This window comes from Bacillus sp. 0209A (assembly GCF_036765095.1).
In the GTDB taxonomy this organism is placed as follows: domain Bacteria; phylum Bacillota; class Bacilli; order Bacillales; family Bacillaceae; genus Bacillus; species Bacillus subtilis_G.
This window is the reverse complement of the sequence record NZ_JBAIZV010000003.1, coordinates 672,009-698,074: the sequence shown is the minus strand read 5'-3', so window position 1 is coordinate 698,074 and position 26,066 is coordinate 672,009. Positions and strand designations below refer to the sequence as shown.

General features: G+C 44.0%; 29 protein-coding genes, 3 pseudogenes and 1 other annotated feature. Of the genes and pseudogenes, 25 read left to right on the top strand and 7 right to left on the bottom strand.

The window, feature by feature from the left end; genetic code table 11:
* Positions 1-227: 227 nt before the first annotated feature.
* Positions 228-470 carry a helix-turn-helix domain-containing protein gene (locus V6D44_RS14495; protein ID WP_106044017.1) on the top strand — a complete coding sequence of 81 codons (243 nt, stop codon included), beginning with the start codon at positions 228-230 and terminating at the stop codon, positions 468-470.
* Between the two features lie 538 nt (positions 471-1,008).
* On the opposite strand, the gene V6D44_RS14490 is transcribed toward V6D44_RS14495, so the two are convergent.
* Complete coding sequence (locus V6D44_RS14490; RefSeq protein WP_042975112.1) at positions 1,009-1,161, bottom strand: hypothetical protein; 153 nt, start codon at positions 1,159-1,161, stop codon at positions 1,009-1,011.
* Between the two features lie 130 nt (positions 1,162-1,291).
* Between V6D44_RS14490 and radC the strand changes: the two are divergent.
* The 11 genes and pseudogenes from radC to rpmA form a co-directional block, all read left to right on the top strand.
* A pseudogene (gene radC, locus V6D44_RS14485) lies at positions 1,292-1,594 on the top strand (RadC family protein); the annotation flags it as partial.
* Positions 1,595-1,685: 91 nt separating this feature from the next.
* Positions 1,686-2,699, top strand: a complete 1,014-nt coding sequence (gene mreB, locus V6D44_RS14480) for a cell shape-determining protein MreB (protein ID WP_087992316.1) — start codon at positions 1,686-1,688, stop codon at positions 2,697-2,699.
* Between the two features lie 30 nt (positions 2,700-2,729).
* Positions 2,730-3,602 carry a rod shape-determining protein MreC gene (gene mreC / locus V6D44_RS14475; protein WP_087992315.1) on the top strand — a complete coding sequence of 291 codons (873 nt, stop codon included), beginning with the start codon at positions 2,730-2,732 and terminating at the stop codon, positions 3,600-3,602.
* Positions 3,599-4,117, top strand: coding sequence for a rod shape-determining protein MreD (mreD, locus tag V6D44_RS14470; protein WP_087992314.1), 519 nt, complete (start codon positions 3,599-3,601; stop codon positions 4,115-4,117). The genes mreC and mreD overlap by 4 nt, the downstream gene beginning before the upstream one ends.
* A 51-nt stretch (positions 4,118-4,168) precedes the next feature.
* Positions 4,169-4,849 carry a septum site-determining protein MinC gene (gene minC, locus V6D44_RS14465; RefSeq protein WP_087992313.1) on the top strand — a complete coding sequence of 227 codons (681 nt, stop codon included), beginning with the start codon at positions 4,169-4,171 and terminating at the stop codon, positions 4,847-4,849.
* 1 nt (position 4,850) lies between these two features.
* A complete protein-coding gene (gene minD / locus V6D44_RS14460) occupies positions 4,851-5,657 on the top strand; it encodes a septum site-determining protein MinD (RefSeq protein WP_087992312.1) in 807 nt (268 codons plus the stop codon).
* 154 nt (positions 5,658-5,811) lie between these two features.
* Positions 5,812-6,606 (top strand): stage IV sporulation protein SpoIVFA, encoded by a 795-nt coding sequence (gene spoIVFA, locus V6D44_RS14455; RefSeq protein ID WP_087992310.1) that lies wholly within the window; start codon positions 5,812-5,814, stop codon positions 6,604-6,606.
* Complete coding sequence (gene spoIVFB / locus V6D44_RS14450; protein ID WP_087992309.1) at positions 6,599-7,465, top strand: stage IV sporulation intramembrane metalloprotease SpoIVFB; 867 nt, start codon at positions 6,599-6,601, stop codon at positions 7,463-7,465. The genes spoIVFA and spoIVFB overlap by 8 nt, the downstream gene beginning before the upstream one ends.
* Positions 7,466-7,522: 57 nt before the next feature.
* Positions 7,523-7,596: a sequence feature (ribosomal protein L21 leader region), on the top strand.
* A gap of 13 nt (positions 7,597-7,609) precedes the next feature.
* Positions 7,610-7,918, top strand: a complete 309-nt coding sequence (gene rplU, locus V6D44_RS14445) for a 50S ribosomal protein L21 (protein ID WP_087992308.1) — start codon at positions 7,610-7,612, stop codon at positions 7,916-7,918.
* A gap of 2 nt (positions 7,919-7,920) precedes the next feature.
* Positions 7,921-8,259, top strand: a complete 339-nt coding sequence (locus tag V6D44_RS14440; RefSeq protein ID WP_003229669.1) for a ribosomal-processing cysteine protease Prp — start codon at positions 7,921-7,923, stop codon at positions 8,257-8,259.
* 12 nt (positions 8,260-8,271) lie between these two features.
* The gene (gene rpmA, locus V6D44_RS14435) at positions 8,272-8,556 is read left to right on the top strand and encodes a 50S ribosomal protein L27 (RefSeq protein ID WP_003152662.1); all 285 of its coding nucleotides are present in this window, start codon (positions 8,272-8,274) and stop codon (positions 8,554-8,556) included.
* A gap of 118 nt (positions 8,557-8,674) precedes the next feature.
* On the opposite strand, the pseudogene V6D44_RS14430 reads toward rpmA, so the two are convergent.
* Positions 8,675-8,813 (bottom strand): annotated as a pseudogene (locus tag V6D44_RS14430) (hypothetical protein).
* Positions 8,814-8,875: 62 nt separating this feature from the next.
* On the opposite strand from V6D44_RS14430, the gene spo0B reads away from it, so the two are divergent.
* From spo0B to pheA, 4 genes are read left to right on the top strand one after another with little or no spacing between them, the layout of a single operon-like run.
* A complete protein-coding gene (spo0B, locus tag V6D44_RS14425) occupies positions 8,876-9,454 on the top strand; it encodes a sporulation initiation phosphotransferase Sop0B (RefSeq protein ID WP_087992307.1) in 579 nt (192 codons plus the stop codon).
* Between the two features lie 33 nt (positions 9,455-9,487).
* Positions 9,488-10,774 carry a GTPase ObgE gene (gene obgE / locus V6D44_RS14420; RefSeq protein WP_087992306.1) on the top strand — a complete coding sequence of 429 codons (1,287 nt, stop codon included), beginning with the start codon at positions 9,488-9,490 and terminating at the stop codon, positions 10,772-10,774.
* A 57-nt stretch (positions 10,775-10,831) separates the two neighbouring features.
* On the top strand, positions 10,832-11,275 hold the full coding sequence (gene thrR, locus V6D44_RS14415) for a transcriptional regulator ThrR (protein WP_003222630.1): 444 nt from the start codon (positions 10,832-10,834) through the stop codon (positions 11,273-11,275).
* A gap of 16 nt (positions 11,276-11,291) precedes the next feature.
* Entirely contained in the window at positions 11,292-12,149 is an 858-nt protein-coding gene (gene pheA / locus V6D44_RS14410) for a prephenate dehydratase (protein WP_087992305.1), read from the top strand.
* A 23-nt stretch (positions 12,150-12,172) separates the two neighbouring features.
* Here the strand turns inward: pheA and V6D44_RS14405 are convergent, their stop codons facing one another.
* Together V6D44_RS14405 and V6D44_RS14400 are read right to left on the bottom strand one after the other, a co-directional pair.
* Positions 12,173-12,715 (bottom strand): transcription repressor NadR, encoded by a 543-nt coding sequence (locus tag V6D44_RS14405; RefSeq protein WP_087992304.1) that lies wholly within the window; start codon positions 12,713-12,715, stop codon positions 12,173-12,175.
* Complete coding sequence (locus V6D44_RS14400) at positions 12,675-13,862, bottom strand: IscS subfamily cysteine desulfurase (RefSeq protein ID WP_202327050.1); 1,188 nt, start codon at positions 13,860-13,862, stop codon at positions 12,675-12,677. The genes V6D44_RS14405 and V6D44_RS14400 overlap by 41 nt, the downstream gene beginning before the upstream one ends.
* Positions 13,863-13,964: 102 nt before the next feature.
* Between V6D44_RS14400 and nadB the strand changes: the two genes are divergently transcribed.
* From nadB to V6D44_RS14370, 6 genes are all read left to right on the top strand, one after another.
* Complete coding sequence (nadB, locus tag V6D44_RS14395) at positions 13,965-15,557, top strand: L-aspartate oxidase (protein WP_087992302.1); 1,593 nt, start codon at positions 13,965-13,967, stop codon at positions 15,555-15,557.
* Positions 15,511-16,380 (top strand): carboxylating nicotinate-nucleotide diphosphorylase, encoded by an 870-nt coding sequence (gene nadC / locus V6D44_RS14390; protein WP_202327052.1) that lies wholly within the window; start codon positions 15,511-15,513, stop codon positions 16,378-16,380. Before nadB ends, nadC begins: the two co-directional genes overlap by 47 nt.
* Positions 16,367-17,473, top strand: a complete 1,107-nt coding sequence (nadA, locus tag V6D44_RS14385; RefSeq protein WP_202327054.1) for a quinolinate synthase NadA — start codon at positions 16,367-16,369, stop codon at positions 17,471-17,473. The genes nadC and nadA overlap by 14 nt, the downstream gene beginning before the upstream one ends.
* Positions 17,474-17,587: 114 nt before the next feature.
* On the top strand, positions 17,588-18,763 hold the full coding sequence (gene safA, locus V6D44_RS14380; RefSeq protein ID WP_202327056.1) for a spore coat assembly protein SafA: 1,176 nt from the start codon (positions 17,588-17,590) through the stop codon (positions 18,761-18,763).
* Positions 18,764-18,909: 146 nt separating this feature from the next.
* Positions 18,910-19,506, top strand: a complete 597-nt coding sequence (locus V6D44_RS14375; protein WP_087992462.1) for a YhcN/YlaJ family sporulation lipoprotein — start codon at positions 18,910-18,912, stop codon at positions 19,504-19,506.
* A gap of 101 nt (positions 19,507-19,607) precedes the next feature.
* Positions 19,608-20,330 (top strand): YebC/PmpR family DNA-binding transcriptional regulator, encoded by a 723-nt coding sequence (locus V6D44_RS14370; RefSeq protein WP_087992299.1) that lies wholly within the window; start codon positions 19,608-19,610, stop codon positions 20,328-20,330.
* 40 nt (positions 20,331-20,370) lie between these two features.
* Here V6D44_RS14370 and V6D44_RS14365 read toward each other — a convergent pair whose 3' ends face one another.
* Together V6D44_RS14365 and V6D44_RS14360 are read right to left on the bottom strand one after the other, a co-directional pair.
* On the bottom strand, positions 20,371-21,825 hold the full coding sequence (locus V6D44_RS14365) for an alanine/glycine:cation symporter family protein (RefSeq protein WP_087992298.1): 1,455 nt from the start codon (positions 21,823-21,825) through the stop codon (positions 20,371-20,373).
* A 259-nt stretch (positions 21,826-22,084) separates the two neighbouring features.
* A pseudogene (locus tag V6D44_RS14360) lies at positions 22,085-22,407 on the bottom strand (DUF5412 family protein).
* A 184-nt stretch (positions 22,408-22,591) separates the two neighbouring features.
* On the opposite strand from V6D44_RS14360, the gene V6D44_RS14350 reads away from it, so the two are divergent.
* The gene (locus V6D44_RS14350) at positions 22,592-22,714 is read left to right on the top strand and encodes a hypothetical protein (RefSeq protein ID WP_141113410.1); all 123 of its coding nucleotides are present in this window, start codon (positions 22,592-22,594) and stop codon (positions 22,712-22,714) included.
* A gap of 45 nt (positions 22,715-22,759) precedes the next feature.
* Here V6D44_RS14350 and V6D44_RS14345 read toward each other — a convergent pair whose 3' ends face one another.
* The gene (locus tag V6D44_RS14345; protein WP_087992297.1) at positions 22,760-23,407 is read right to left on the bottom strand and encodes a phosphotransferase; all 648 of its coding nucleotides are present in this window, start codon (positions 23,405-23,407) and stop codon (positions 22,760-22,762) included.
* Positions 23,408-23,643: 236 nt separating this feature from the next.
* Between V6D44_RS14345 and iolG the strand changes: the two genes are divergently transcribed.
* Complete coding sequence (gene iolG / locus V6D44_RS14340) at positions 23,644-24,669, top strand: inositol 2-dehydrogenase (RefSeq protein WP_087992296.1); 1,026 nt, start codon at positions 23,644-23,646, stop codon at positions 24,667-24,669.
* A gap of 72 nt (positions 24,670-24,741) precedes the next feature.
* The gene (locus tag V6D44_RS14335) at positions 24,742-26,049 is read left to right on the top strand and encodes an MFS transporter (RefSeq protein WP_202327058.1); all 1,308 of its coding nucleotides are present in this window, start codon (positions 24,742-24,744) and stop codon (positions 26,047-26,049) included.
* Positions 26,050-26,066: the final 17 nt, after the last annotated feature.

The following is a 26,066-nucleotide window of genomic DNA, read 5'->3' as shown; positions in this document are numbered from 1 at the left end:
TTGCAGGGAAGCGAGTGGGAGCTCGCTTCTCAATAACATTATAATCAGTCTAGCATAAAAAATGAAGAAAAACCAAAAGTTCATCTTTTCATTAATTCTTTTGAGTGCGGCAGCGATAGGCGTGCGCTCCTTTTGGACAAACGCATTTACAACGTCTGTAATGGCTATAATTGTAGCGTTGACAATTTATGCTGTTCTCAAAGACATGGCTCTAAGGAGAAAATAACATGGAATTTCATTTAAGAGGTCGCCAGGAGGTTGAGGGCTTCGTAAAAACTGAGGTCCTCAGCACTTCCGAAGTTGCCGGGATTTTAGGGGTAAATAAGCAACGCATGAGTAAATTGATAAGTGATAAGCGCATCGAAGCTGTAAAGAAGATAGGGAACACAAGTTTGTTTTTACGCCAGGATGCGGAGGCTTTAAAAGAAGAACTTGAAGCAAATAAAAAATATCGCCCCCATAATAATTGAGCCCACTCATATGAGCAGGGCTTTTTTACTTATCTAGGAATCACATGGTACTTTTCTCCCCTTTATCTCGAACTGAGGGTTTTTTAATTGTTTAGGAACAAATGTTCTGTTATCTTCTTTTTGAGGTGATAGGTGTGAAAGAGCTGCCAAAAGAGCTACTTGAAGAACTTGAAAGAACTACCTTCCTAATTAATGAAGTTATAGAGATATACGAGCAGCACGAAGGAGAGCCAGCAGAAAAGCCGGCTATCACTTGCCCATCATGCCGTAAAGAATCGACTAATTATGTTTGCGATTGGTACGGTAACAGGCATGTGCATTTCCATTGTGATTGCGGCTGCCGTGTCCATCAATAAACAAAAGGCCTCTCGTCATACGAAAGGCCTTTTTACTTATGCGCCTACTCTTATTTCGCGACCTAACTCCATTCCTACAGGTGGGTCATGATGTGTTCCTACAGGTAACTCACGTTGAATTTTCATCTTGATCACTCCTCTCTATGAATAACAAATACTGCATCTTCCCAAATTCTCCTTTTTTATTTAAATAGATTCCGTAATAGTTTATTTGTTGCTTTACCGGCCGCACGGCGGGCAATACGTTTCCCGAGAGTGCCGTTTTTAGCAGCATTAACATCCCCTAAAATTTTAGCCGACTTGTAGAGCGCTGATCTTATTTTATTAATGTTCATAAGTGCCTCCCTGGTTATTTCTACTTAAATTATAAACCTTTTTTAAAATCAGAAAAATTTTTTTGAAACATTTTGTGCAGCTGTGCGTCTAACATACGTATCCTTAGATAATTTCTGTATTTATGTCTATTTTACATGTTTATACTTAAATACAAAAAACCAAGTCATCCATAAACGCACCGTATTTATCGGAAGCCTGAATTCATCTATTGTCCACCCGCGGGAGGTGTTTAAAGAAGCGTTTAAACGATCTGCCGCTTCCTTTATCTGTGTTCATAATCATCCTTCTGGAGATCCGACGCCGAGCAGGGAAGATATTGAAGTGACAAGACGCCTGTTTGAATGCGGAAACCTGATTGGCATCGAGCTGCTTGACCATTTGGTGATCGGGGATAAAAAATTTGTGAGTTTAAAGGAAAAAGGATATTTGTAACACTTTTTTTTTCGTCGAATTAAGCTATAATAGAGTTTATGAGTTTTTCCCTTTAGGGTATTTTTGCTTTAAGAAAGGAAGATACATACATATGTTTGGAATTGGTGCAAGAGACCTTGGTATAGATCTTGGAACTGCGAATACGCTTGTTTTTGTAAAAGGAAAAGGAATTGTCGTGAGAGAGCCGTCAGTAGTCGCTTTGCAAACGGATACGAAGTCGATTGTTGCTGTCGGAAATGATGCGAAAAATATGATCGGACGGACACCGGGCAACGTGGTGGCCCTTCGCCCGATGAAAGACGGCGTTATCGCTGATTATGAAACAACGGCTACAATGATGAAATATTACATCAATCAAGCCATTAAAAATAAAGGCATGTTTGCCAGAAAACCATATGTCATGGTTTGTGTCCCATCAGGCATTACAGCTGTTGAAGAACGCGCTGTCATCGATGCGACAAGACAGGCCGGAGCGCGTGACGCGTATCCGATTGAAGAGCCGTTTGCCGCAGCAATCGGAGCCAATCTGCCGGTTTGGGAACCGACTGGAAGCATGGTAGTTGATATCGGAGGCGGTACGACAGAGGTTGCGATTATTTCCCTTGGCGGCATTGTAACGTCACAGTCAATCCGCGTAGCCGGTGATGAGATGGATGATGCGATTATCAACTACATCAGAAAAACGTACAACCTGATGATTGGTGACCGTACGGCTGAAGCGATTAAAATGGAGATCGGATCTGCAGAAGCTCCTGAAGAATCCGATAAAATGGAAATCCGCGGACGCGATTTATTGACAGGTCTGCCGAAAACAATCGAAATTACAGGAAAAGAAATTTCTGGTGCTCTGCGCGACACTGTATCTACAATTGTGGAAGCGGTGAAGAGCACACTTGAAAAAACACCGCCTGAGCTTGCAGCTGATATTATGGACAGAGGCATTGTGTTAACCGGCGGCGGAGCGCTTCTTCGCAACTTGGACAAAGTCATCAGCGAAGAAACAAAAATGCCGGTCCTTATCGCCGAAGACCCGCTTGATTGTGTAGCGATCGGAACAGGAAAAGCACTGGAGCACATCCATCTTTTCAAAGGGAAAACTAGATAATCGGGAGTTCAATAGAAGAGGTGTAACACGATGCCGAATAAACGGTTAATGCTATTACTTCTGTGTATTATCATATTGGTGGCTATGATTGGATTTTCGCTGAAGGGCGGCCGCAATACCACCTGGCCTGAGAAAGTGATCGGCGATACGACGGGAGTATTTCAAAATATTTTTCATACGCCTGCCGAATTTTTTGCAGGGATATTTGAGAACATTAATGATTTAAAAAACACATACAAAGAAAACGAGCGTCTGAGAGAGAAGCTTGACGGACAGACACAATATGAAGCCAAACTTCAAGAACTTGAAGAAGAAAACAAATCCTTGCGTGACGAGCTTGGCCATGTCAATTCGATTAAAGATTACAAGCCGATTTTAGCGACGGTCATTGCCAGAAGCCCAGACAATTGGGCGAAACAGGTCACCATTAATAAGGGGACTCAGCAAAACGTAGCGAAAGATATGGCTGTTACAAACGAAAAAGGCGCATTAATCGGCAAGATCAAAAGCTCCGGACTTAACAATTTTACGTCTGCTGTTCAGCTTTTAAGCGATACTGACCGCAATAACAGAGTCGCGACGAAAATTTCCGGAAAAAAAGGCGGCAAAGGCTACGGATTGATCGAAGGCTATGACAGAGACAAGAAACGGCTTAAGATGTCAATTATTGAGCGCAAGGATAAACAAGACGTGAAAAAAGGCGATCTTATTGAAACATCTGGAACAGGCGGAGTTTTCCCAGAGGGGCTGACAATCGGTGAAGTGACGGATATTGAGTCAGATTCCTATGGATTAACGAAAGTTGCTTATGTAAAACCTGCGGCTGATCTTACCGATTTAAATAATGTGATCGTTGTTAACCGTGATGTGCCGACAGTCGATACAGAGGAGGAAGGATCGTGAAACGTTTCCTTCTCCCTTTCGTTATGATGCTTGTTTTTTCTGCGGAAAGCATTTTTACAGATCTGGTGCATTTTCCGTTCGTTACAGATGATCAGGTGCTTGTCCCGCGTTTTCTGATGCTAGTATTGATATTCATGTCGGCTTTCATCAATCAAAAACACGCGATGATTTACGGATTTATTTTTGGCCTTCTATATGACATGAACTATACAAGTCTATTAGGCGTTTATATGTTTGGGTTTGCCGGGTTATGCTATTTGGCTTCAAAAGCGTTTAAAGTACTGCATACAAACGCATTTGTGGTAATATTAATAGCTGTTCTCGCTGTCTGCGTGCTCGAGTTTTTCGTGTTCGGCATCCAGTCTTTGATTCATAAAGACATCATGACGTTTAACGGATTTGTGCTTGACCGGTTTATACCGACAGTTTTATTAAATATTGCAGCCGCTCTTATTCTGGTTCTGCCATTTAGATTATTTTTTATGAGTCTAAAGAAAGAATTGAGAGATGAGTAAAAAGGATTTTATCTTTTTTTGACGAAATAAGTATGTTGTTGAGGTGATATTGTGAAGACCAAAAAGCAGCAATATGTAACAATAAAAGGAACAAAGAACGGGTTAACATTGCATCTGGATGATGCGTGTTCTTTTGATGAGCTTCTCGATGGTCTTCAGAATATGCTGTCAATTGAACAATATACGGATGGTAAAGGCCAGAAAATCAGCGTCCATGTTAAGCTGGGAAATCGCTTTTTATATAAAGAGCAAGAGGAACAGCTGACCGAGTTGATCGCGTCAAAGAAGGATTTGTTTGTTCATTCTATTGACAGTGAAGTCATTACTAAAAAAGAAGCACAGCGTATGAAAGAGGAAGCTGAAATTATTTCTGTTTCAAAAATTGTCCGATCAGGCCAAGTGCTGCAGGTGAAAGGCGACTTGCTCCTGATCGGTGATGTGAATCCCGGCGGAACAGTCAGGGCCGGAGGGAACATTTTTGTTCTGGGCTCACTGAAAGGTGTCGCGCACGCGGGATTTAACGGAAATAATCAAGCGGTCATCGCTGCCTCTGAAATGCTGCCGACACAATTAAGAATCAATCACGTGTTAAATCGCTCCCCAGACCACATTCAAAAAGGGAACGAAATGGAATGTGCTTACTTAGATACAGACGGAAATATGGTCATTGAACGCCTTCAACATTTGGCTCATTTAAGACCTGATCTAACAAGGCTTGAGGGAGGAATGTGAATTGGGTGAGGCTATCGTAATAACTTCGGGAAAAGGCGGAGTAGGTAAAACGACAACATCTGCGAATCTCGGTACCGCCTTAGCCATTTTAGGGAAGCGTGTATGCTTAGTAGATACTGATATAGGGCTGCGCAACCTAGATGTTGTAATGGGGCTTGAAAATAGAATTATTTACGATCTTGTAGACGTTGTAGAGGAAAGATGCAAAATGCATCAGGCGCTCGTAAAAGACAAACGTTTCGATGATCTGCTCTATTTAATGCCTGCTGCTCAAACGAGCGATAAGACGGCTGTTGCTCCTGAACAAATTAAAAATATGGTCCAACAGCTCAAACAGGAATTTGATTATGTCATCATAGACTGTCCTGCCGGAATTGAACAAGGATACAAAAATGCCGTTTCCGGAGCTGATAAAGCAATTGTGGTCACAACGCCTGAAATCTCAGCTGTTCGTGATGCTGACCGTATTATAGGGCTGCTGGAGCAAGAGGAAAACATTGAACCGCCGCGGCTCGTTGTAAACAGAATCAGAAATCACCTGATGAAAAACGGTGATACGATGGATATCGACGAAATTGCACAGCATTTGTCGATCGATTTGCTCGGAATCGTGGCTGATGATGATGAAGTCATTAAAGCTTCCAACCATGGCGAACCGATTGCAATGGACCCGAAAAACCGCGCTTCCATTGCATATCGCAATATTGCCCGCCGCATTTTAGGCGAATCTGTTCCTTTGCAGGTGCTTGAAGAGCAAAACAAAGGAATGATGGCTAAGATTAAGTCGTTTTTCGGAGTAAGATCTTAATGTGATAGAATCAAAGAGAAGAATCTGACAAAGCAAATGCTGTGTCAGATTTTTTTGTTTTTGTCTGCTTTGTGCTTGAGTAAGAGTAAAATGAATATTTGCCCTGGACAAGACATATGATGTACAAACCCAACGAATGCAAAGGATGATGGCAATGAGTCACAGAGCAGATGAAATCAGAAAACGATTAGAGAAAAGAAGAAAACAGTTTTCCGGCTCAAAACGTTTCTCTACTCAGACAGTTTCTGAAAAACAGAAACCCCCGTCTTGGGTAATGGTAACGGATCAGGAAAAGCATGGAACTCTTCCGGTCTATGAAGATAACATTTCGAAATTCCACGGAAAACACCCTTTGGTTAAAACAGATTCAATTATCCTAAAATGTCTTCTGTCGGCCTGCCTTGTTCTCGTTTCCGCCATAGTCTATAAAACGAATATGGGACCCGTCAGCCAGATTAAACCCGTCGTTGCCAAAACCTTCGAAACTGAATTTCAATTTGCCTCAGCAAGCCATTGGTTTGAAACGAAATTTGGCAATCCGCTTGCTTTTCTGGCTCCTGAACATAAAAATAAGGAACAGCAGATCGCAGTGGGACAAGATCTGATCGCGCCTGCATCCGGGAAAGTGCAGCAGGATTTTCAGGACAATGGGGAAGGGATTAAAGTTGAAACAAGCAGCGATACAATTGATAGCATAAAAGAAGGCTATGTAGTTGAAGTCAGCAAAGACAGCCAGACGGGACTGACAGTTAAGGTGCAGCATGCTGACAACACCTATAGTATTTATGGCAAGCTCAAAGATGTCGAAGTTGCGTTATATGATTTTGTAGATAAAGGCAAAAAGCTCGGTTCGATTAAACTGGATGATCATAATAAAGGGGTCTATTATTTCGCCATGAAAGACGGCGATAAATTTATTGATCCGATTCAGGTGATTTCATTTGAATAAATGGCTCGACCTTATCTTGAAAATTCATGTGCATCCTTTTCTTTGGATTATCGCTGCGCTGGGGCTAGTCACAGGCCATATGAAAGCATTGTTATGCCTGCTTCTGATTGTGCTGATCCATGAGCTGGGGCATGCTGCTCTGGCCGTGTTTTTTTCTTGGAGAATCAAGCGAGTTTTTTTGCTGCCGTTTGGCGGGACGGTTGAAGTGGAAGAGCACGGGAATCGGCCGTTAAAGGAAGAGTTTGCGGTGATTATTGCCGGTCCTCTTCAGCACATCTGGCTTCAGTTTGCAGCCTGGATGTTTGCAGAATTCTCATTGATTCATCAGCATACCTTTGAACTCTTCACCTTTTATAACCTTTCTATTTTATTTGTCAATCTGCTGCCGATCTGGCCTCTTGATGGCGGAAAGCTGTTATTTTTGTTGTTTTCCAAGCAGCTTCCCTTTCAAAGAGCTCACAGGCTGAATTTAAAAACATCGCTCTGCTTCTGCCTGCTGCTTGGGTGTTGGGTTTTATTTGTGGTTCCTCTGCAAATCAGTGCATGGATTTTGTTTGTCTTTCTGGCTGTTTCTTTGTTTGAGGAATACAGGCAAAGGCACTATATCCATGTGAGATTTCTGCTTGAACGGTATTACGGAAAAAACCGTGAGCTCGAAAAACTGCTGCCGCTCAATGTAAAGGCAGAGGACAAAGTCTATCATGTGATGGCCGAGTTCAAGCGCGGCTGCAAACATCCGATTATTATAGAGAAATCAGGGCAGAAACTCAGTCAGCTTGACGAGAATGAAGTGCTGCATGCTTATTTTGCCGATAAGCGGACGAATTCCTCCATGGAAGAACTGCTGCTGCCTTACTAAAATGGTTTGACAAACGTCTTGTGTTTTGGTATATTTTTTAATGTTATGGATGTAGCACCATTGCTACAACCGCTCAGTACAGGTGTTAAGAGCTTAAAGCCCCCTGGTATCTGGCGAGTCTTAGTCTAATAGGAGGTGCAGAGAATGTACGCAATCATTAAAACAGGCGGTAAACAAATCAAAGTTGAAGAAGGCCAAACTGTTTTCATCGAAAAACTTGCTGTTGAAGCAGGTGAAACAGTTACTTTTGAAGACGTTTTGTTTGTTGGCGGAGACAACGTGAAAGTCGGCAACCCTACAGTTGAAGGCGCGACAGTAACGGCTAAAGTTGAAAAACAAGGCCGCGCGAAAAAAATCACTGTTTTCAGATACAAAGCAAAGAAAAACGTTCATAAAAAACAAGGTCATCGTCAGCCTTACACTAAAGTGACGATCGAAAAAATCAACGCGTAAGCATGATTCAGGCAACAATCAGAAGGTCTCATGATAAAGGCATATTGTCTTTTGAAATGACAGGCCATGCGAATTTTGCTGAACATGGACAAGATCTTGTTTGTGCCGGAGTAACAGCCGTTGTGTTTGGAGCTGTTAACGCAGTCATTGTGCTCGCGGGCTTCGAGCCGCTTCTTGATATAGGGGAGGACGGGGGTTATTTTTACTTTGAATTCCCTGAATCACTTGATCCGGAGGCGCGCCAAAAAGCTCAGCTGCTGATTGAAGGCATGATTGTTTCGTTGGAGACAATTGAACGGGATTACAAAGATAACTTGCGTGTGACCACAAACATAATATAGGAGGTGAGCTACATGCTTAGATTAGATCTTCAGTTTTTCGCTTCTAAAAAAGGAGTAGGTTCTACAAAGAACGGACGTGACTCTGAGTCTAAACGTTTAGGTGCTAAACGTGCTGACGGTCAATTCGTAACAGGCGGTTCTATCCTTTACCGTCAACGCGGAACAAAAATTTACCCAGGTGAAAACGTGGGCCGCGGCGGAGATGACACTCTATTTGCGAAAATCGACGGAACTGTTAAATTCGAACGTTTCGGCCGTGACCGCAAAAAAGTGAGCGTATATCCTGTAGCTCAATAATGATTCAAAAAACTCCGGTCGATGACTGGAGTTTTTTTTGCAATAATGCGGAGTAAACACCAAGAATGAAATGCAGAGTATGTGCGAGCAGACCCCGCCAAGAATGAGAATAAACGTCTCAAACCCACTGGATATGTTCCCCAAGCAGTAATACATAAAATGTTCTGCCTGGCTGCAAATCAACCTTAGCCAGAAAAAAAGGAACATGATATTTCTGGGAAAAACAATTGTTTTTCTAATAAAGCCTTCTCTGTTATAATTCATAATACACACTTATACAGACTCCTAAATAAGAAATTAAATGATTGGGAGTGCGAAAATGAAGGATGTTTCAAAAAAACAAGAAGAAAATATAAACGACACGGCATTAACAAATGAACTGATTCATCTGCTTGCCCATTCCCGGCATGATTGGATGAATAAGCTGCAGCTGATTAAAGGAAACTTAAGCTTGCAGAAGTATGACCGCGTCTTTGAAATGATTGAAGAAATGGTTATAGACGCAAAGCACGAATCAAAGCTCTCAAACCTGAAAACACCGCACTTGGCGTTTGATTTTCTTACGTTTAATTGGAAAACCCATTATATGACACTTGAATATGAAGTTCTTGGAGAAATTAAGGATTTATCGGCTTATGATCAAAAGCTGACGAAACTGATGAGAAAGCTGTTCTATCTGTTTGATCAAGCAGTCAGCAGAGAGAGCGAAAATCATTTAACGGTTTCACTGCAAACGGATCATCCTGACAGACAGCTCATTCTGTATCTTGATTTTCACGGCGCTTTTGCCGATTCATCTGCTTTTGACGATATTCGGCAAAATGGATATGTGGACATTGATATCTTGCGTTTTGAGATCACAAGTCACGAATGTATGGTTGAAATTGGGTTGGACTAGCGGAGTTTTTAACGGTTTAGAACGGAGGACATTATGTTTATAGATCAGGTGAAAGTTTATGTAAAAGGCGGCGACGGCGGCAACGGAATGGTTGCGTTTCGCCGTGAAAAATATGTGCCGAAGGGCGGCCCTGCCGGCGGTGATGGGGGAAATGGAGGAGACGTTGTTTTTGAAGTGGACGAAGGTCTCCGCACCCTGATGGACTTTAGGTACAAAAAACACTTTAAAGCGATTCGCGGCGAGCACGGCATGTCCAAAAACCAGCATGGGCGAAATGCCGATGATATGGTTATTAAAGTTCCGCCAGGCACCGTTGTGACAGATGATGATACAAAGCAGGTCATTGCTGATTTAACAGAGCACGGGCAGCAGGCTGTCATCGCAAGAGGCGGAAGAGGAGGAAGAGGGAATACCCGCTTTGCTACGCCGGCTAATCCCGCGCCTCAGCTTTCAGAAAACGGCGAGCCGGGAAAAGAGCGTTATATTGTTCTTGAATTAAAAGTGCTAGCGGATGTCGGCCTTGTCGGGTTCCCGAGTGTGGGAAAATCCACTTTGCTGTCTGTTGTCTCATCTGCAAAACCGAAAATTGCGGACTATCACTTTACAACGCTTGTCCCGAATCTCGGCATGGTTGAAACGGATGACGGACGCAGCTTTGTTATGGCCGATTTGCCTGGACTGATTGAAGGCGCACACCAAGGCGTCGGACTCGGCCACCAGTTTTTGCGCCATATTGAACGGACACGGGTTATTGTTCACGTTATTGATATGTCCGGATTGGAAGGCCGCGATCCATATGAGGATTATGTCACGATTAACCAGGAACTGAGCGAGTACAATCTGCGTCTCACTGAACGTCCGCAAATTATCGTTGCAAATAAAATGGACATGCCGCAGGCTGCGGAAAACCTGGAAGCCTTTAAAGAAAAGCTGACGGATGATTACCCGGTATTCCCAATCAGTGCGGTGACAAGAGAAGGTCTTCGCGAGCTTCTGTTTGAAGTCGCCAATCAGCTGGAGAACACGCCGGAATTCCCGCTGTATGACGAGGAAGAGCTTACACAAAACCGTGTCATGTACACGATGGAGAATGAAGAAGTGCCATTTAACATTACACGGGATCCAGACGGTGTATTTGTGCTTTCAGGAGACAGTCTTGAGAGGTTATTCAAGATGACTGATTTCTCCCGTGATGAATCGGTTAAACGGTTTGCAAGACAGATGCGCGGAATGGGTGTTGATGAAGCGCTCAGAGAACGCGGAGCCAAGGATGGAGATATTATCAGGCTTCTGGAATTCGAATTTGAATTTATTGATTAATGATGACTGAGAGGAGAGCCTGGATGTCAGGCTCTCTATTTTAAAGGGGGGATGCAAATGAAAGAGGAGACATTTTATCTTGTCCGTGAAGATGTATTGCCCGATGCGATGAGAAAAACATTGGAAGTCAAAAAGCTGCTTGATCGAAAAAAAGCAGATTCAGTGGCAGATGCCGTTCAAAAGGTGGATTTAAGCAGAAGCGCGTTTTATAAATACAGAGATGCTGTTTTTCCGTTCTACACTATGGTTAAAGAACAAATTATCACACTTTTCTTTCATTTGGAGGATAGGTCAGGCGCGTTATCTCAGCTCCTGCAGGCGGTAGCTGATTCTGGAAGCAACGTTCTTTCCATTCACCAGACCATACCGCTTCAAGGCAGGGCGAATGTGACACTGTCTATCAGTACGTCTGCAATGGAAGAGGACATTCATACGTTAATGAATAAACTCAGGAAGTTTGATTTTGTAGAAAAGGTTGAAATATTAGGTTCAGGTGCATAAGGGAGAGAATATCGTCATGAAAGTCGGTTATTTAGGTCCAGCAGCAACATTCACACATCTAGCAGTTAGTTCTTGTTTTCAAAACGGCGCCGAACATGTTGCCTACCGCACCATACCGGAGTGTATAGATGCGGCAGTTGCAGGCGAAGTTGATTTCGCTTTTGTTCCTTTAGAGAATGCATTAGAAGGATCGGTCAATTTAACGATAGACTATTTAATACATGAACAGCCCTTGCCAATCGTGGGTGAAATGACGTTGCCGATTCATCAGCACTTGCTCGTCCATCCTTCAAGAGAAAATGCATGGAAAGAGCTCGACAAAATTTACTCGCACTCACACGCGATCGCGCAATGCCATAAATTTCTCCATCGTCAATTTCCTTCCGTACCTTATGAATACGCTAATTCAACCGGAGCGGCAGCGAAATTTGTCAGTGACCATCCCGAGCTGAATATCGGGGTAATTGCCAATGACATGGCCGCTTCTACATACGAATTGAAAATCGTGAAACGAGATATACAGGATTACAAGGATAATCATACAAGATTTGTTATCCTGTCTCCTGATGAAAACATATCATTTGAAGTGAATTCAAAATTGAGTTCAAGGCCCAAAACGACACTGATGGTAATGCTTCCGCAGGATGATCAATCTGGGGCGCTGCACAGAGTGCTGTCTGCATTTTCTTGGAGAAACTTAAACTTGTCGAAGATTGAGTCACGTCCGACGAAAACCGGATTAGGCCACTATTTCTTTATTGTTGATATTGAGAAAGCGTTTGATGAGGTATTGATTCCAGGTGCCATGCAGGAGCTCGAAGCGCTCGGCTGTAAAGTGAAACTTCTTGGTGCATATCAGTCTTACCAATTATAAAAAAAGCCCGTAAAGGGCTTTTTTTAATCTTTAATTAAAATGCCGGCCTCCTCGAGTGCTTGGCAGGCTTGGTCGATACGATATTCATCGGGTGCTGTCAGTGTATGAAGATGCACGCCGTCAGTCAGTTGTGATAAATAGGCGGCATTCGTAGAATTGATTTTTTTAATGAAATGGCTAACTTCCTTCCGAGTGCCTACTTGGATGGCTGCAGTTAAATCTCCGTATACTGGATGTTCGATTTTTACGTCTTTTACGGCAACACCTTCGTCCACGATGATTTGCAGTTCCTCTTCTGTCCGTTCAGGACCGTGCAGGCAAGCTATGATTCTTTCTGCCTGCTGGTGCTGCTGAGCGGCTGCATCCATGTACACATATCCTTGGCTTGTGGCGATAATTGGTTCATTTTTCGCTTTCAAGAGCGATATATCCTGAACAATTACCTGTCTTGAAACGTTCGCTTTTTTTGCGAGTTCTCCTCCTGTCAGCGGTGATACGGATTCCTTCAGCCACAGAAGAAGCTGGTCACGCCTGTTGGCGCCCATGAGCTTTAATTCTTCGGTCAATATCAAATTCTCCTTTCTTTTGTTCCCAAAGCGCTGTAAACGTATGTAATAACTTATCCAGCTGTTCAGCCGTTGTATGCCTTCCAAAAGAGATGCGGATAAATTGCAGGGCTTCTTGTTCTGTTTTTCTTAATGCTTTCATCGCTTCAGACGGCCCGTGATAACCGGCGGAACAAGCGCTGCCCGTTGAAATGCAAATATTACTCCGATTACATTCTAACATAACATATTGTCCTTCAAATGAGTGAAAAAAACACCCGACAATATGGGGAAGACATTCCGTTTGTGAAGTGTCAGCCGCAAGGGACACAGGGAGAGACCGAATGCTGATTTGGTCTAAAAAGTATGTTCTTAATGTCTCATTGCGGGATATCTGTTTATCCATTTCGCTTATAATCAGCTCTGCAGCGGCAGTGAAGGCTCCGATCCCGGGAACATTCACCGTGCCGGCTCTGAATCCTTGTTCGTGAGCGGTAAGAGGGTAAACGGGTTTCCAAGGCACTCCTGGCCGAATATAGACCGCACCCACTCCTTTAGGTCCATGGACTTTATGGCTGGACACTGAGAGTGCAGCCACCCCCAGTTGTTCTGTATGAATCGGGATTTTTCCAAACGTTTGCACAGCATCGCAATGGAGAAGAATGTCCTGTTCGTGCAGATAGGAAGACAGTCGTTGAATAGGCTGGATGATCCCGGTTTCAGAATTGGCATGCTGAATAGAAACCAGGCCTGTTTCCGGGCGGATATGAGCTGCTAATATTTCCTCGGTAATAAGACCGTATTCATTCGGTTCAATGATTGTTACATCGAATCCGTGCTGTTCCAGAAAAGCTGCACAGTTGTGAATGGACTGATGTTCCATGGCAGTCGTAATAAAATGTCTTTTTGTTTTTGGCAGGCCGTTTAGCAATGATTGAATGGCCAGAAAATTGGATTCCGTGCCGCCGCTGGTAAAATAGATGCCACTTGCATCTCCGCCAATGATGTCAGCGATTTTTTCACGGCAGTACTCCAGTATGTGCTTTGCTTTTCCTCCTGCGTCATGCAGGCTGCTTGCATTTCCGTACATATCCATACTGAGCTTTTGATATACGTTAAGGGCTTCCTCACAAATAGGCGTTGTCGCTGCATAATCTAAATAAATCATCCGGTCGTCCTCCATCCGTTCTCCATAAAAAACTCTTGAGTTTATTTTATCCTTGTGTAAATATAAGTGTCAAGACAGGTGTAAACAACAGGAGGGTGGCATATGTCTAAAAAGACGGTTGTAGTCATCGGTTCAGGGGCGGCGGCACTTTCCTTAGCGTCAGCGTTCCCGCCCTCATATGAAGTGACTGTCATCACAAAGAAAAGCGCCAAAAACAGCAATTCAGTCTATGCACAAGGTGGAATTGCTGCGGCTTATGCAAAGAGTGACTCGATTGAAGCCCATCTGGAAGATACGTTATATGCAGGTTGCGGACATAACGATCTAGCTATTGCAGCAGACGTTTTGCACGATGGAAAAATTATGATTCAAAACTTATTGGAGAGTGAATTTCCATTCGATCGAAATGAGCAAGGCGATCTTTGTCTTGGCAGAGAAGGGGCTCACTCGTACAACCGCATTTTTCATGCAGGCGGAGACGCAACAGGAAGGCTGCTTGTCGAGTATTTGCTGAAACAGATCAACAGCAAAATCGAGTTAATCGAGCATGAAACAGCGGCAGATTTGCTTATGGAGAACGGACGCTGTATCGGCGTCATGACAAAAGACAGCCAGGGGCGGATCAAGGTAAGGCATGCGGATGAAGTGGTGCTGGCGGCCGGCGGATGCGGAAGCCTGTTTCTTCACCATACGAACGATCCATCCGTCACCGGTGACGGCCTTTCTTTAGCTTACCGGGCCGGAGCGGAATTAACTGATTTAGAGTTTACTCAATTTCATCCGACACTGCTTGTGAAAAACGGTGTTTCCTTCGGGCTTGTTTCAGAAGCTGTAAGAGGGGAAGGCGGATGTTTAGTTGATGAACGCGACCGCCGGGTTATGGCTGGGCGGCATCCTTTGGGTGACCTGGCTCCAAGAGATATCGTCTCACGGATTATTCACGAAGAAATGACAAAAGGAAACCGCGTTTTTATCGACTGCAGTGCGATTTCTGATTTCGAAGCGCGTTTCCCTACCATCACCGCTATATGTGAAAAAGCAGGGGTTGATATTCAAAGCGGGAAAATACCTGTTGCCCCGGGAATGCACTTCTTGATGGGAGGTATTTTTGTTAATCGATGGGGAGAAACAACAGTGCCGGGGCTTTATGCAATTGGCGAGACCTCATGCACCGGTTTGCACGGAGCCAATCGGCTTGCGAGCAATTCCTTACTGGAGGCGCTGGTATTTGGAAAAAGAACAGCAGAGCATATTATGCAAAAACCGGTTTATAACAGCCAATATCAATCATCTCCAGAAACCGTCGTCTACGAGGTGCCGAATACAGAGGTGTATGAATTGAAAAGCAGAATGACAAGCCACATGTCTATCTTACGAGAAAAAGGCAGTCTGATTGAGCTGAGCATCTGGCTCCATACGCTGCCTTTTCAAAAAGTGAATGTGAAGGATATCACAATACCGCAGCTGGAACTTTCTCATTTATGGCAAACTGCAAAGCTGATGACGTTTTCTGCGCTTTTGCGGGAGGAAAGCAGAGGGGCGCACTTTCGCACCGATTTTCCTCAAGCTGATGAGCGCTGGCAAGGAAGACAAATTGTCCACACAAAAAAAGGAACGAAGATTAGAAAAAACGGGGGGATTTGGAGAAATGAATCATTTACAGCTGAAAAAATTGCTGAATCACTTTTTTCTTGAGGATATAGGTACGGGGGATTTAACATCGCAGGCTATCTTTGGAGAACAGAGCTGTGAAGCGGAGATTGTTGCAAAGTCAGACGGCATCTTTGCCGGAGCTGCGGTGATAAAAGAAGGCTTTGCTTTATTAGACGAAAATGTTCAAATCCATTTACATAAAACAGATGGGGACATGTTGCGAAAAGGGGAAGTGATTGCCGTTTTACGCGGTCCGGCGGCTGTACTTCTTTCAGGAGAGCGGGTTGTATTAAATCTTATTCAGAGGCTGTCTGGAATTGCGACGATGACAAGCGGGGCTGTGCGGCGGCTGGATGATGAACAGATAAAAATCTGTGACACGAGAAAAACAACACCGGGGCTGAGAATGCTGGAAAAACACGCTGTCAGAGCCGGGGGCGGATATAATCATCGATTCGGATTGTATGACGGCATCATGATTAAAGATAATCATATTGCAGCATGCGGCTCTATTGCAGAGGCGTGCCAAAAAGCGCGTCAGGCCGCCGGGCATATGGTAAATATCGAGGTGGAAATTGAAACGGAGGAACAGCTGAAAGAAGCGATTGAAGCAGGAGCGGATGTTATTATGTTTGACAACTGTCCGCCTGATATGGTCCGCCATTTTGCAGATCTCACACCGGACCATATAAAAACTGAAGCTTCAGGCGGAATTACGTTAGAATCTTTGGCTGCTTTTAAGGGGACGGGTGTGGATTATATTTCATTAGGATTCCTGACGCATTCCGTCAAAAGTTTAGACATCAGCATGGATGTTACATTATCAAATGAATCTATGGAGGAATGCCTTTATGTCAATTCTTGATGTGATCAAACAATCGAATGATATGATGCCTGAAGGTTATAAAGGAATGTCAAGAAAGGATATGGAAACGCGGGTTGCAGCCATTAAGAAAAAATTTGGGAGCAGGCTCTTTATACCAGGCCATCATTATCAAAAAGACGAAGTCGTGCAATTTGCTGACCAAACAGGCGATTCCCTTCAGCTGGCCCAAATAGCGGAAAAAAACAAAGCAGCGGATTATATTGTTTTTTGCGGTGTGCACTTTATGGCAGAGACCGCTGATATGCTGACAGGCGAGGAACAAACGGTCATCCTGCCTGATATGAGAGCGGGGTGTTCTATGGCTGACATGGCTGACATGCAGCAGACCAATAGGGCGTGGGAGAAACTTCAGCATACATTCGGAGATACGATCATACCTTTAACTTATGTAAACTCCACTGCGGAGATCAAGGCTTTCGTCGGTAAGCATGGCGGAGCGACTGTGACTTCTTCGAATGCGAAAAAGGTGCTTGAATGGGCGTTTACACAGAAAAAACGAATTTTATTTTTGCCTGATCAGCATTTAGGGAGAAATACGGCTTATGATCTGGGCATCGCGCTTGAGGATATGGCTGTGTGGGATCCGATAAAAGATGAATTATCGGCTGAATCTGAGCATAAGAATGTGAAAGTGATTTTGTGGAAAGGGCATTGTTCTGTCCACGAAAAATTCACTGTGAAAAATATCCATGATGTGAAAGAACGTGACCCTGACATTCGGATCATTGTGCATCCGGAATGCTCACATGAAGTCGTGACGCTAAGTGACGACAGCGGATCAACGAAATATATTATCGATACGATCAATCAGGCTCCGGCGGGAAGCAAGTGGGCAATCGGCACAGAAATGAATCTTGTTCAGCGGATCATTCACGAGCACCCTGATAAACAAGTCGAATCACTCAATCCGAACATGTGCCCGTGCTTGACAATGAACCGAATCGATTTGCCGCATTTGCTATGGTCTTTAGAACAAATAGAAAAAGGAGAACCTTCAGGCGTGATTAAGGTGCCAAAAGCCATTCAGCAAGATGCCCTCCTTGCCCTGAATCGTATGCTTTTGATTACGTAAATCAGAAATATTTCTCCTCCTGACTCATAACTTCTTTTGTTCGGGCATATGTTGTGAAGAAACATATTGTAATCTCAGCTGAACTGTTCACGTTTTGCATAGGAGGGGAAAACGTTGAAAATCCATATCGTTCAAAAAGGCGATTCGCTCTGGAAAATAGCTGAAAAGTACGGAGTTGATATTGAGGAAGTGAAGAAACTCAATACGCAGCTTAGCAATCCAGACTTAATCATGCCTGGAATGAAAATAAAAGTGCCGTCTGAAGCTGTCCCGGTCAGAAAAGAGCCGAAAGCAGGCAAAAGTCCGGCTTCGGCCGGGAGTATGAAGCAAGAGCATCCATATGCGAAAGAAAAACCTAAATCCGTTGTTGACGTAGAGGACACAAAGCCGAAAGAAAAGAAGTCTGTGCCGTATGTCCCGCCGATGCCTAATTTGCAGGAAGATGTGTATCCTGAAGCTGATGTGAACGATTATTATGATATGAAACAGCTTTTCCAGCCTTGGTCGCCTCCTAAACCGGAGGAGCCGAAAAAACATCATGACGGAAATATGGATCATATGCATCACATGCAAGATCAATTTCCACAACAGGAGGCTATGAGTAATATGGAAAATGCAAATTATCCGAATATGCCTAATATGCCAAAGGCGCCAGAGGTAGGCGGTATGGAAGAAGAAAATATTCATCACACAGTTCCGAATATGCCGGCTGCTCAACCTTATTATCATTATCCAGCTCATTTCGTACCGTGTCCGGTCCCTATTTCACCGGTCCTTCCAGGATCAGGATTATGCTACCCGTACTATCCGGCTCAAGCTTACCCAATGGTCCAGCCTTACGGATACCAGCCAAGCTTTGTATCGCCTCAGTATGATCCGGGTCAATATGAAAACCAGCACCATGAAAACAGCCACCACGGACATTACGGTTCATACGGAGCGCCTCAATACGCATCTCCGGCTTATGGATCTCCGTATGGACAAATGCCTTATGGCCCTCATTATGGCACTCCTCAAGTGATGGGAGCATACCAGCCGGCTGCGGCCCCTGGCTACATGCCGTACAAAGATCCTGACGACTGCGGCTGTGACGATGATCATCAGCCATATTTCTCTGCACCTGGCTATTCGGGACTTGGAGCTTATGGAAGCCCTTATATGCCTTACGGCGCAGCTAACCCAAACCCAAATCCAAACCCAAATCCATATGCGGCCGGAGCTTCTATGCCAATGTCGAATCAGCCTTCTGTCAACCAAATGTTTGGCCGGCCGGAAGAAGAAAATGAGTGATGATTCGGAACGATGCAAATCGTTCCTTTTTTTGTTTTGCGCAGATCTCCGCCAAATGGACAGAACTGACAAGCTTAACATGTCCCTCGAACGTACATGATAAAACAGAGCAAACATGCTCAATTCGTCCACGGGGGGTTTTTCCATTGGGTAAAAAAATGACGATCGCGAGCTTGATTCTAATGACAGCCGGATTAACAGCATGCGGAGCAAACGATAATGCTCAGAATGATACGCGTAATAACGGCAATACCCGTCCAATCGGATATTATACAAATGAAAATGATGCTGACAGACAGGGAGAAGGAATCGACAACGATGGTCCTGTTACTGAATTAATGGAGGACCAGAACGACGGTAACCGAAACACTGCTAATGTGAATAACCGTAACGGTGTTACTGCTAATGATCGCGTTCCTTTGGCAACTGATGGAACATATAATAACACGAATAACAGAAACATGAATCGGAACGTGACAAACAACGGATATGACAACCAAGAAAACAAAAGACTAGCTGCGAAGATTGCCAACCGTGTGAAACAAGTAAAAAACGTCAATGACACACAAGTAATGGTAACGGATGAAAAAGTAGTTGTCGCAGTCAGAAGCCACAGAGAATTCACAAAGTCCGACAGGGATAACGTTACAAAAGCCGCACGCAACTATGCGAATGACCGTGACGTTCAAGTGTCTACAGATAAAGGGCTGTTCAGAAGACTGCATAAAATGAACACCCGCTAGGAGTGACAGGCTGCCGGAAAATAATCGGCAGCCTTTTTCTTTGCATCAGCGAAAAATACCTATTAAAGTGTACATAGAAAATGTCAAAAGAAGGTGAAAGCATGGCAGGCCATTCCAAATGGAAAAACATACAAAAAAGGAAAAATGCGCAGGATGCAAAGCGCGGGAAAATATTTATGAAGCTTGTGAAAGAAATTTATGTGGCAGCAAAAGAAGGCGGAGCTGATCCTGAAGTGAATTCAGCATTGCGTCTTGTCATCGAAAAAGCTAAAGGCGCCAATATGCCGAATGAAAATATTGACCGCGTCATTAAAAAAGCCGCGGGGAACCAAGACGGAAGCAGCTATGAGGAAATCACCTATGAAGGCTACGGCCCATCAGGGATTGCTGTTATGGTTGAATGTGTAACAGATAACAAAAATCGTACGGCATCAAATGTGCGGACAGCATTTAATAAAAATGGCGGGAGTCTGGGGGAAAGTGGATGTGTGTCCTTTTTATTTGAAAGGAAGGGATTTATGACAATTGACTGTACAGAACATCAAATAGATGAAGATGAACTCATGCTTGATGTGCTGGAAGCAGGGGGAGAAGAGATGCAGGCAGAAGAAGATCAATATGTGGTATTAACGGAGCCCGAGCATTTTGAAGACGTAAAAACAGCCCTTGAATCGACATATCCAATTTCTTCGGCAGAGGTGACCATGCTTCCGAAAACCTATACGGATGCCGATGATCAGGCTGTTGAGAAGCTGGGAAAATTGATCGACATTCTTGAAGATGACGATGATGTTCAAGAAGTATATACAAATTACCGCTCATAAAAAACGGGACCGATGTCATATCGGGCCCGTTTTGGTGTATTCAAGAGACACGCTCATTTTCTTGTGTGTATTCTTTCTCCCAGAAATCAGCGTTTTTGATGCCCAGCGCTTTCGGATCAAAGACGGGGTCTAAGCCCTGCTTCTTTTGGCGCTCATAATCCTTTAAAGCGAGAAGCGCCGGTCTGGCAAGCAGCACAATCGCAATGACGTTCAGCCATACCATAATGCCAAGTCCTGCATCACCTAATGCCCAAGCAAGTGATGCGGTTTTTACAGTTCCGTAGAACGTCGCGGCTAATATAATCAGTTTTAAACCAAACATTGCCCATTTGCTTTTTCTGCCTCGGGCTAAATAGGCGATATTTGTTTCTGCGATGTAGTAATATGCCATAATCGTTGTAAATGCGAAGAAGAATAAAGCGATGGCAACAAAACCAGCGCCAAATCCGGGAAGGACATTGTCAATGGCCGCTTGAGTGAAACCAGGTCCAGCCTCTACGCCTTTAAGGTGATGTACGATAAAAGAACCATCTGCAGTCTGGGTATTGTACATGCCGGTAAATAAGATCATGAAAGCTGTAGCCGAACATACAAATAAGGTGTCAATATAAACCGAAAATGCCTGAACCAGCCCCTGCTTGACCGGATGGGAAACTTCTGCGGCGGCCGCCGGATGCGGGCCTGTTCCCTGGCCGGCTTCGTTTGAGTAAATGCCTCGTTTGACACCCCAAGAAATTGCCATGCCGATCAGGCCGCCAAAAGCGGAATCCAATGCAAAAGCGCTTTTGAAAATTAATAAGATCACAGCAGGCAATTCAGAAACATTCATGACAATAATGATCAAAGACAGCAGGATATAGCCAATGGCCATAAACGGAACAATCATTTGCGCGGCATTGGCAATACGTTTGACGCCGCCAAAAATGATAAATCCTAACAATAAAACGAGAACACCGCCTGTAATGACAGGAGAGATGCCGAATGCATTTTTGACGCCGACCGCAATGGAGTTGGACTGGACGCCCGGCATCAGAAGGGCCATTGCGATAAGGGCAGCAGCGGCAAATAAGACGGCAAACCACTTAATGCCTAATCCTTTTTCTATATAATAAGCGGGGCCTCCTCGATATTGGCCGTCTTGTTTCACTTTGTAAATTTGGGCAAGAGTTGATTCAACAAAGGCGCTCGCCGCACCAATAAAGGCAATCGTCCACATCCAGAACACCGCACCGGGTCCGCCGAAGGCGATTGCTGTCGCCACACCCGCGATGTTTCCTGTTCCCACTCGGCCGGACAGCGCAATCGATAATGCTTGAAAAGAAGAAACGCCGGCTTCAGAGCTCTTACCTTTGAACATCAGAACAATCATTTCTTTCAAATGTCTGACTTGTAAAAAACGAGTCATAATAGAAAAAATCAATCCAATTCCCAATAAAATATAAATAACGGGCGTACTCCATAAGACAGCATTTAAACTCGTAACAAAATCTTCCATCAAGCTTCCTCCTCACTTCATTTCGAATACATGTATAAAAAGGATTTTGGGCTAATCGAACTATTTCTACAATTGGTTTGTCACATTATATGACGGGTAATTATCAATAAGAAGAGGAAGGAAAAAAAGAAAACGCCACGTTTTTCTTATAGAGGCAAACTGAGAGGAATTGTCATAAGATTCTTTAGCAGCAAATGGCCCAGCTCTGTCAGTTGTTGATTCGTTTTTCACTAGTTCAGTTCATATCATTCATATTTCATCATCTCAATGGCGCCTGCGGCAGTTCTTCACGTAACCAATGATCAACCTTTCGCCAATCATACGTTTCATCAATAGCAGGGTGTAAAGTCTGATTGTCGATTTTCATTGTATTGTGATTGATCCATGTGACTTGGGCTGCTGTCCGGATCATTCCAGTAAATTGTTTCCTTGACAAGTGTTTTTTCATTCACAAGTTCCTCGGGCCGCATCTAAGCTAAAGGTATTGCGGGATACATAAGTGTGTAACGTATAACTGCCATCCGGCGATTCAACCGATTGTTCGAAATGGCCTTTCGGAACGCTCTTCAGTGAAAATAACATTCAATAGACGGCGGGCCGAAGAATATCAGAAGTGCAAATAGGATGAGTGGGATTTTACTGCGTGTAACATGTAATGCTCCCCTTTTTTTCTCTCATGTTCATACGATCTTTACATTTCCTTAAAATTCACTCAATAAAGCGGTGGTATGATGGACTAATCAAATAAAGGGTGGGGGAGACAGAAATGGAGAAAATATTTTGTCATTCCTGGGAGAAAGACTCAGAAACGGTTTACTTAACTGTGAGAGGCTATCGAATTAAGCTGTCACCTGAACAAATGAAACTGATTTCTGCTGTCAGAAAGTAAATATAAACCAACAAAGGCAGCCGCTTGTGCGGCTGCCTTTTCATTTTAAGAATATTTTCTTTTCCGTTGTGCGAAATGCTTTTGGAACCAATCTTTCTTATATAAAAATGCGATGACCTCCAGCCAAAAACCCGGAATCTTTTTGGGGAATATCGGTTTTTTGTAGAGTGCATGATACGCTGATTTTAAATCGTCCCACTGGGTGCACGTTTTGGTCTGTTCGAATCTTGCAACATCAATCACCCGCACTGCCCCGGTTTCTGTCAAAATCAGATTCCGCAAATGAATGTCTGACGGGTTCAGAGCGGCGGCCCGGGCGTCAGAAAGTGCTTCCTCAACCTGCTGAATCATGTCATCACTGATCGCGATGCCTTTCTTCAGACAGTTATAAAAGGTTTCACCTTTAATATATTCCATGAGAATAAATGAATCACCAGTTTCGTAGATGTCAGGGTAGAACGCAGAACCGGCTAATTTTTCATAGATCGCGGCTTCTTTGACGGCTGTCGCTTGATACTCTGGGAAAAATACTTTCAGCGCCAATTTTCGATCGCCCTCTGTTAAGGCAAACACATAAGCACTTCTTCCCTTGCCGATGAGTGTCAATTCCCCGGGCTTTTCTTTCACTTTATCAAATCTGCTGTTTTTGTGGTATATGACTGAATGGGCCAGTGCCTCTGCTTTTGTCAGCATTTCATTCACCCTCTTTGCTCTATTTTATGCAGCTGTTTATAGGAAAATCATAAACTGTTCAGGAAAAAGAGCCTATATCTAGTGTATCTGGTCTTGAAGAAGAAGGCTACCTATAAACCTCGATTGTGATAAAAGAGACATAAAGCGATCATTTCCATTCTTGAAAAGCGCTTACAAATGGGATAGTATTAATTTAAAATAAAGCGCTTTCGTAAATGTTCAAGGGGGAACAAGCTATGACAAAACAGATTGTAACAGGGATTATCGGTGCAGGTCGCATCGGCAAACTTCATGTTCAAAATATACGCCGGATTCCTCATATGAAAATAAAGGCGGTCTCTGATATTCAGGTAAGCCGTATAAAAAGCTGGGCTGACAGTCATCAAATTGAATACATAACCTCTGACTATCGTGATTTATTGCATGACTCTGATATTGACGCTGTTTTTATTTGCTCACCGACAGCCACACATGCACAGATGATCAGAGAAGCGGCTGAGGCGAAAAAGCATATTTTTTGTGAGAAGCCCATCAGTTTTTCTTTAGATGAAACAAAAGAAGCGCTTGCGGCCGTACGGAAACACGGGGTTGCACTTCAAGTCGGTTTTAACCGCCGTTTTGATCCTCATTTTAAAAGAATCAAAACCATTGTTGAAAAAGGTGAAATTGGAACGCCCCACTTATTAAAAATCACATCGCGGGACCCAGAACCCCCGAATATAGGTTATGTCCGTACTTCTGGCGGTTTGTTTATGGATATGTCGATCCATGACTTTGATATGGCCAGATATATTATGGGAAGCGAAGTGGCGGAAGTGTATGCAAAAGGGGCGGCTTTGGCGAATCCTTCCTTTGCAGAGCTGGGAGATATTGATACGGCTGTCATTACGCTTACTTTTGAAAACGGTGCCATGGCTGTGATTGACAACAGCCGCCAAGCTGTTTACGGATATGACCAGCGAATCGAGGTTTTCGGGACGAAAGGCTCGGCAGCGGCGGACAACAGCAGACCGACGACAGTCGAAGTGTCAACTGCTGATTTTGTGATGAAAGATAAACCGCATTTCTTTTTCCTTGAACGCTATAAGGATGCGTATGAGGAAGAGATAATTCGGTTTGCGGAAGCGATCGGCACAAACCGGGAAACTGCGTGCACCGGAAACGACGGTTTTCAGGCGGAACGGATCGCCAGAGCGGCTCAGCAGTCGCTCGCTATCGGCATGCCTGTCAGTGTCGAGCACAATGAAAAAATCGCTTTTTGATCAAGCAGGATTACAATTCAGAAAGCTTGGGTATATAACCTCCATTGATACTTTAAGTAGGCGGTGGAGAAAATGGATACAGCACAAGATAAAGGAAATTTTTTGAATAAAATCGGAATTCCTTCTCACATGATTTGGGGTTATATTGGCGTTGTTATCTTTATGGTTGGAGACGGACTCGAACAAGGATGGCTGTCTCCTTTTCTCGTTGAACATGGTCTCAGCATGCAGCAATCCGCTTCGTTATTTACCATGTACGGCATTGCTGTCACCATCTCGGCTTGGCTTTCAGGCACGTTTGTCCAAACTTGGGGGCCGAGAAAAACGATGATTGTCGGCTTGCTTGCATTTATCCTCGGTTCGGCCGCTTTTATCGGCTGGGCAATTCCTCATATGCATTATCCGGCTCTCCTGGGCAGCTATGCACTTAGAGGCTTGGGATATCCGCTGTTTGCATATTCTTTTCTCGTGTGGGTGTCATACAGCACTTCTCATCATATTCTCGGAAAAGCCGTTGGCTGGTTTTGGTTTATGTTTACGTGCGGCTTAAATGTGCTCGGTCCGTTCTATTCCAGCTATGCGGTTCCGGCCTTTGGAGAAATCAATACGCTTTGGAGCGCTTTGCTGTTTGTCGCGGCAGGCGGATTCCTCGCCCTATTTGTTAACAAAGATCAATTCACACCGGTACAACAACAAGATCAGCCGAAATGGAAAGAACTATCGAAGGCATTTACAATTATGTTTGAAAACCCTAAAGTCGGCATCGGCGGTGTGGTCAAGACAATTAATGCCATAGGACAATTTGGATTTGCGATTTTTCTCCCCACTTATTTAGCGCGTTACGGGTATTCCGTTTCAGAATGGCTGCAAATATGGGGAACGCTGTTTTTCGTGAATATTGTGTTTAATATCATTTTCGGTGCAGTCGGAGATAAACTTGGCTGGCGCAATACCGTGATGTGGTTTGGCGGTGTCGGGTGCGGTATTTTTACGCTGGCGCTTTATTACACGCCTCAGTTGATCGGGCATCAGTATTGGGTGCTGATGATTATCGCCTGCTGCTACGGTGCAGCATTGGCCGGCTACGTGCCATTGAGCGCGCTTTTGCCGACACTTGCACCTGATAATAAAGGCGCTGCCATGTCAGTCTTGAACTTAGGGTCCGGTTTATGTGCGTTTATCGCGCCGGGCATCGTCAGTCTTTTCATTGGACCGCTCGGTGCTGGCGGTGTCATTTGGATCTTTGCGGCATTGTACTTTTTCAGCGCTTTTCTGACACAATTTTTAACGATTTCTGAGCAAAACGCTGATATGTATACGGAGGAAAGGCTTGTCACGGAAAACATGCAAACAAATTTCGAGAAAACGGTTAAGCAGTAGCCTCTTTGGTCAAACTA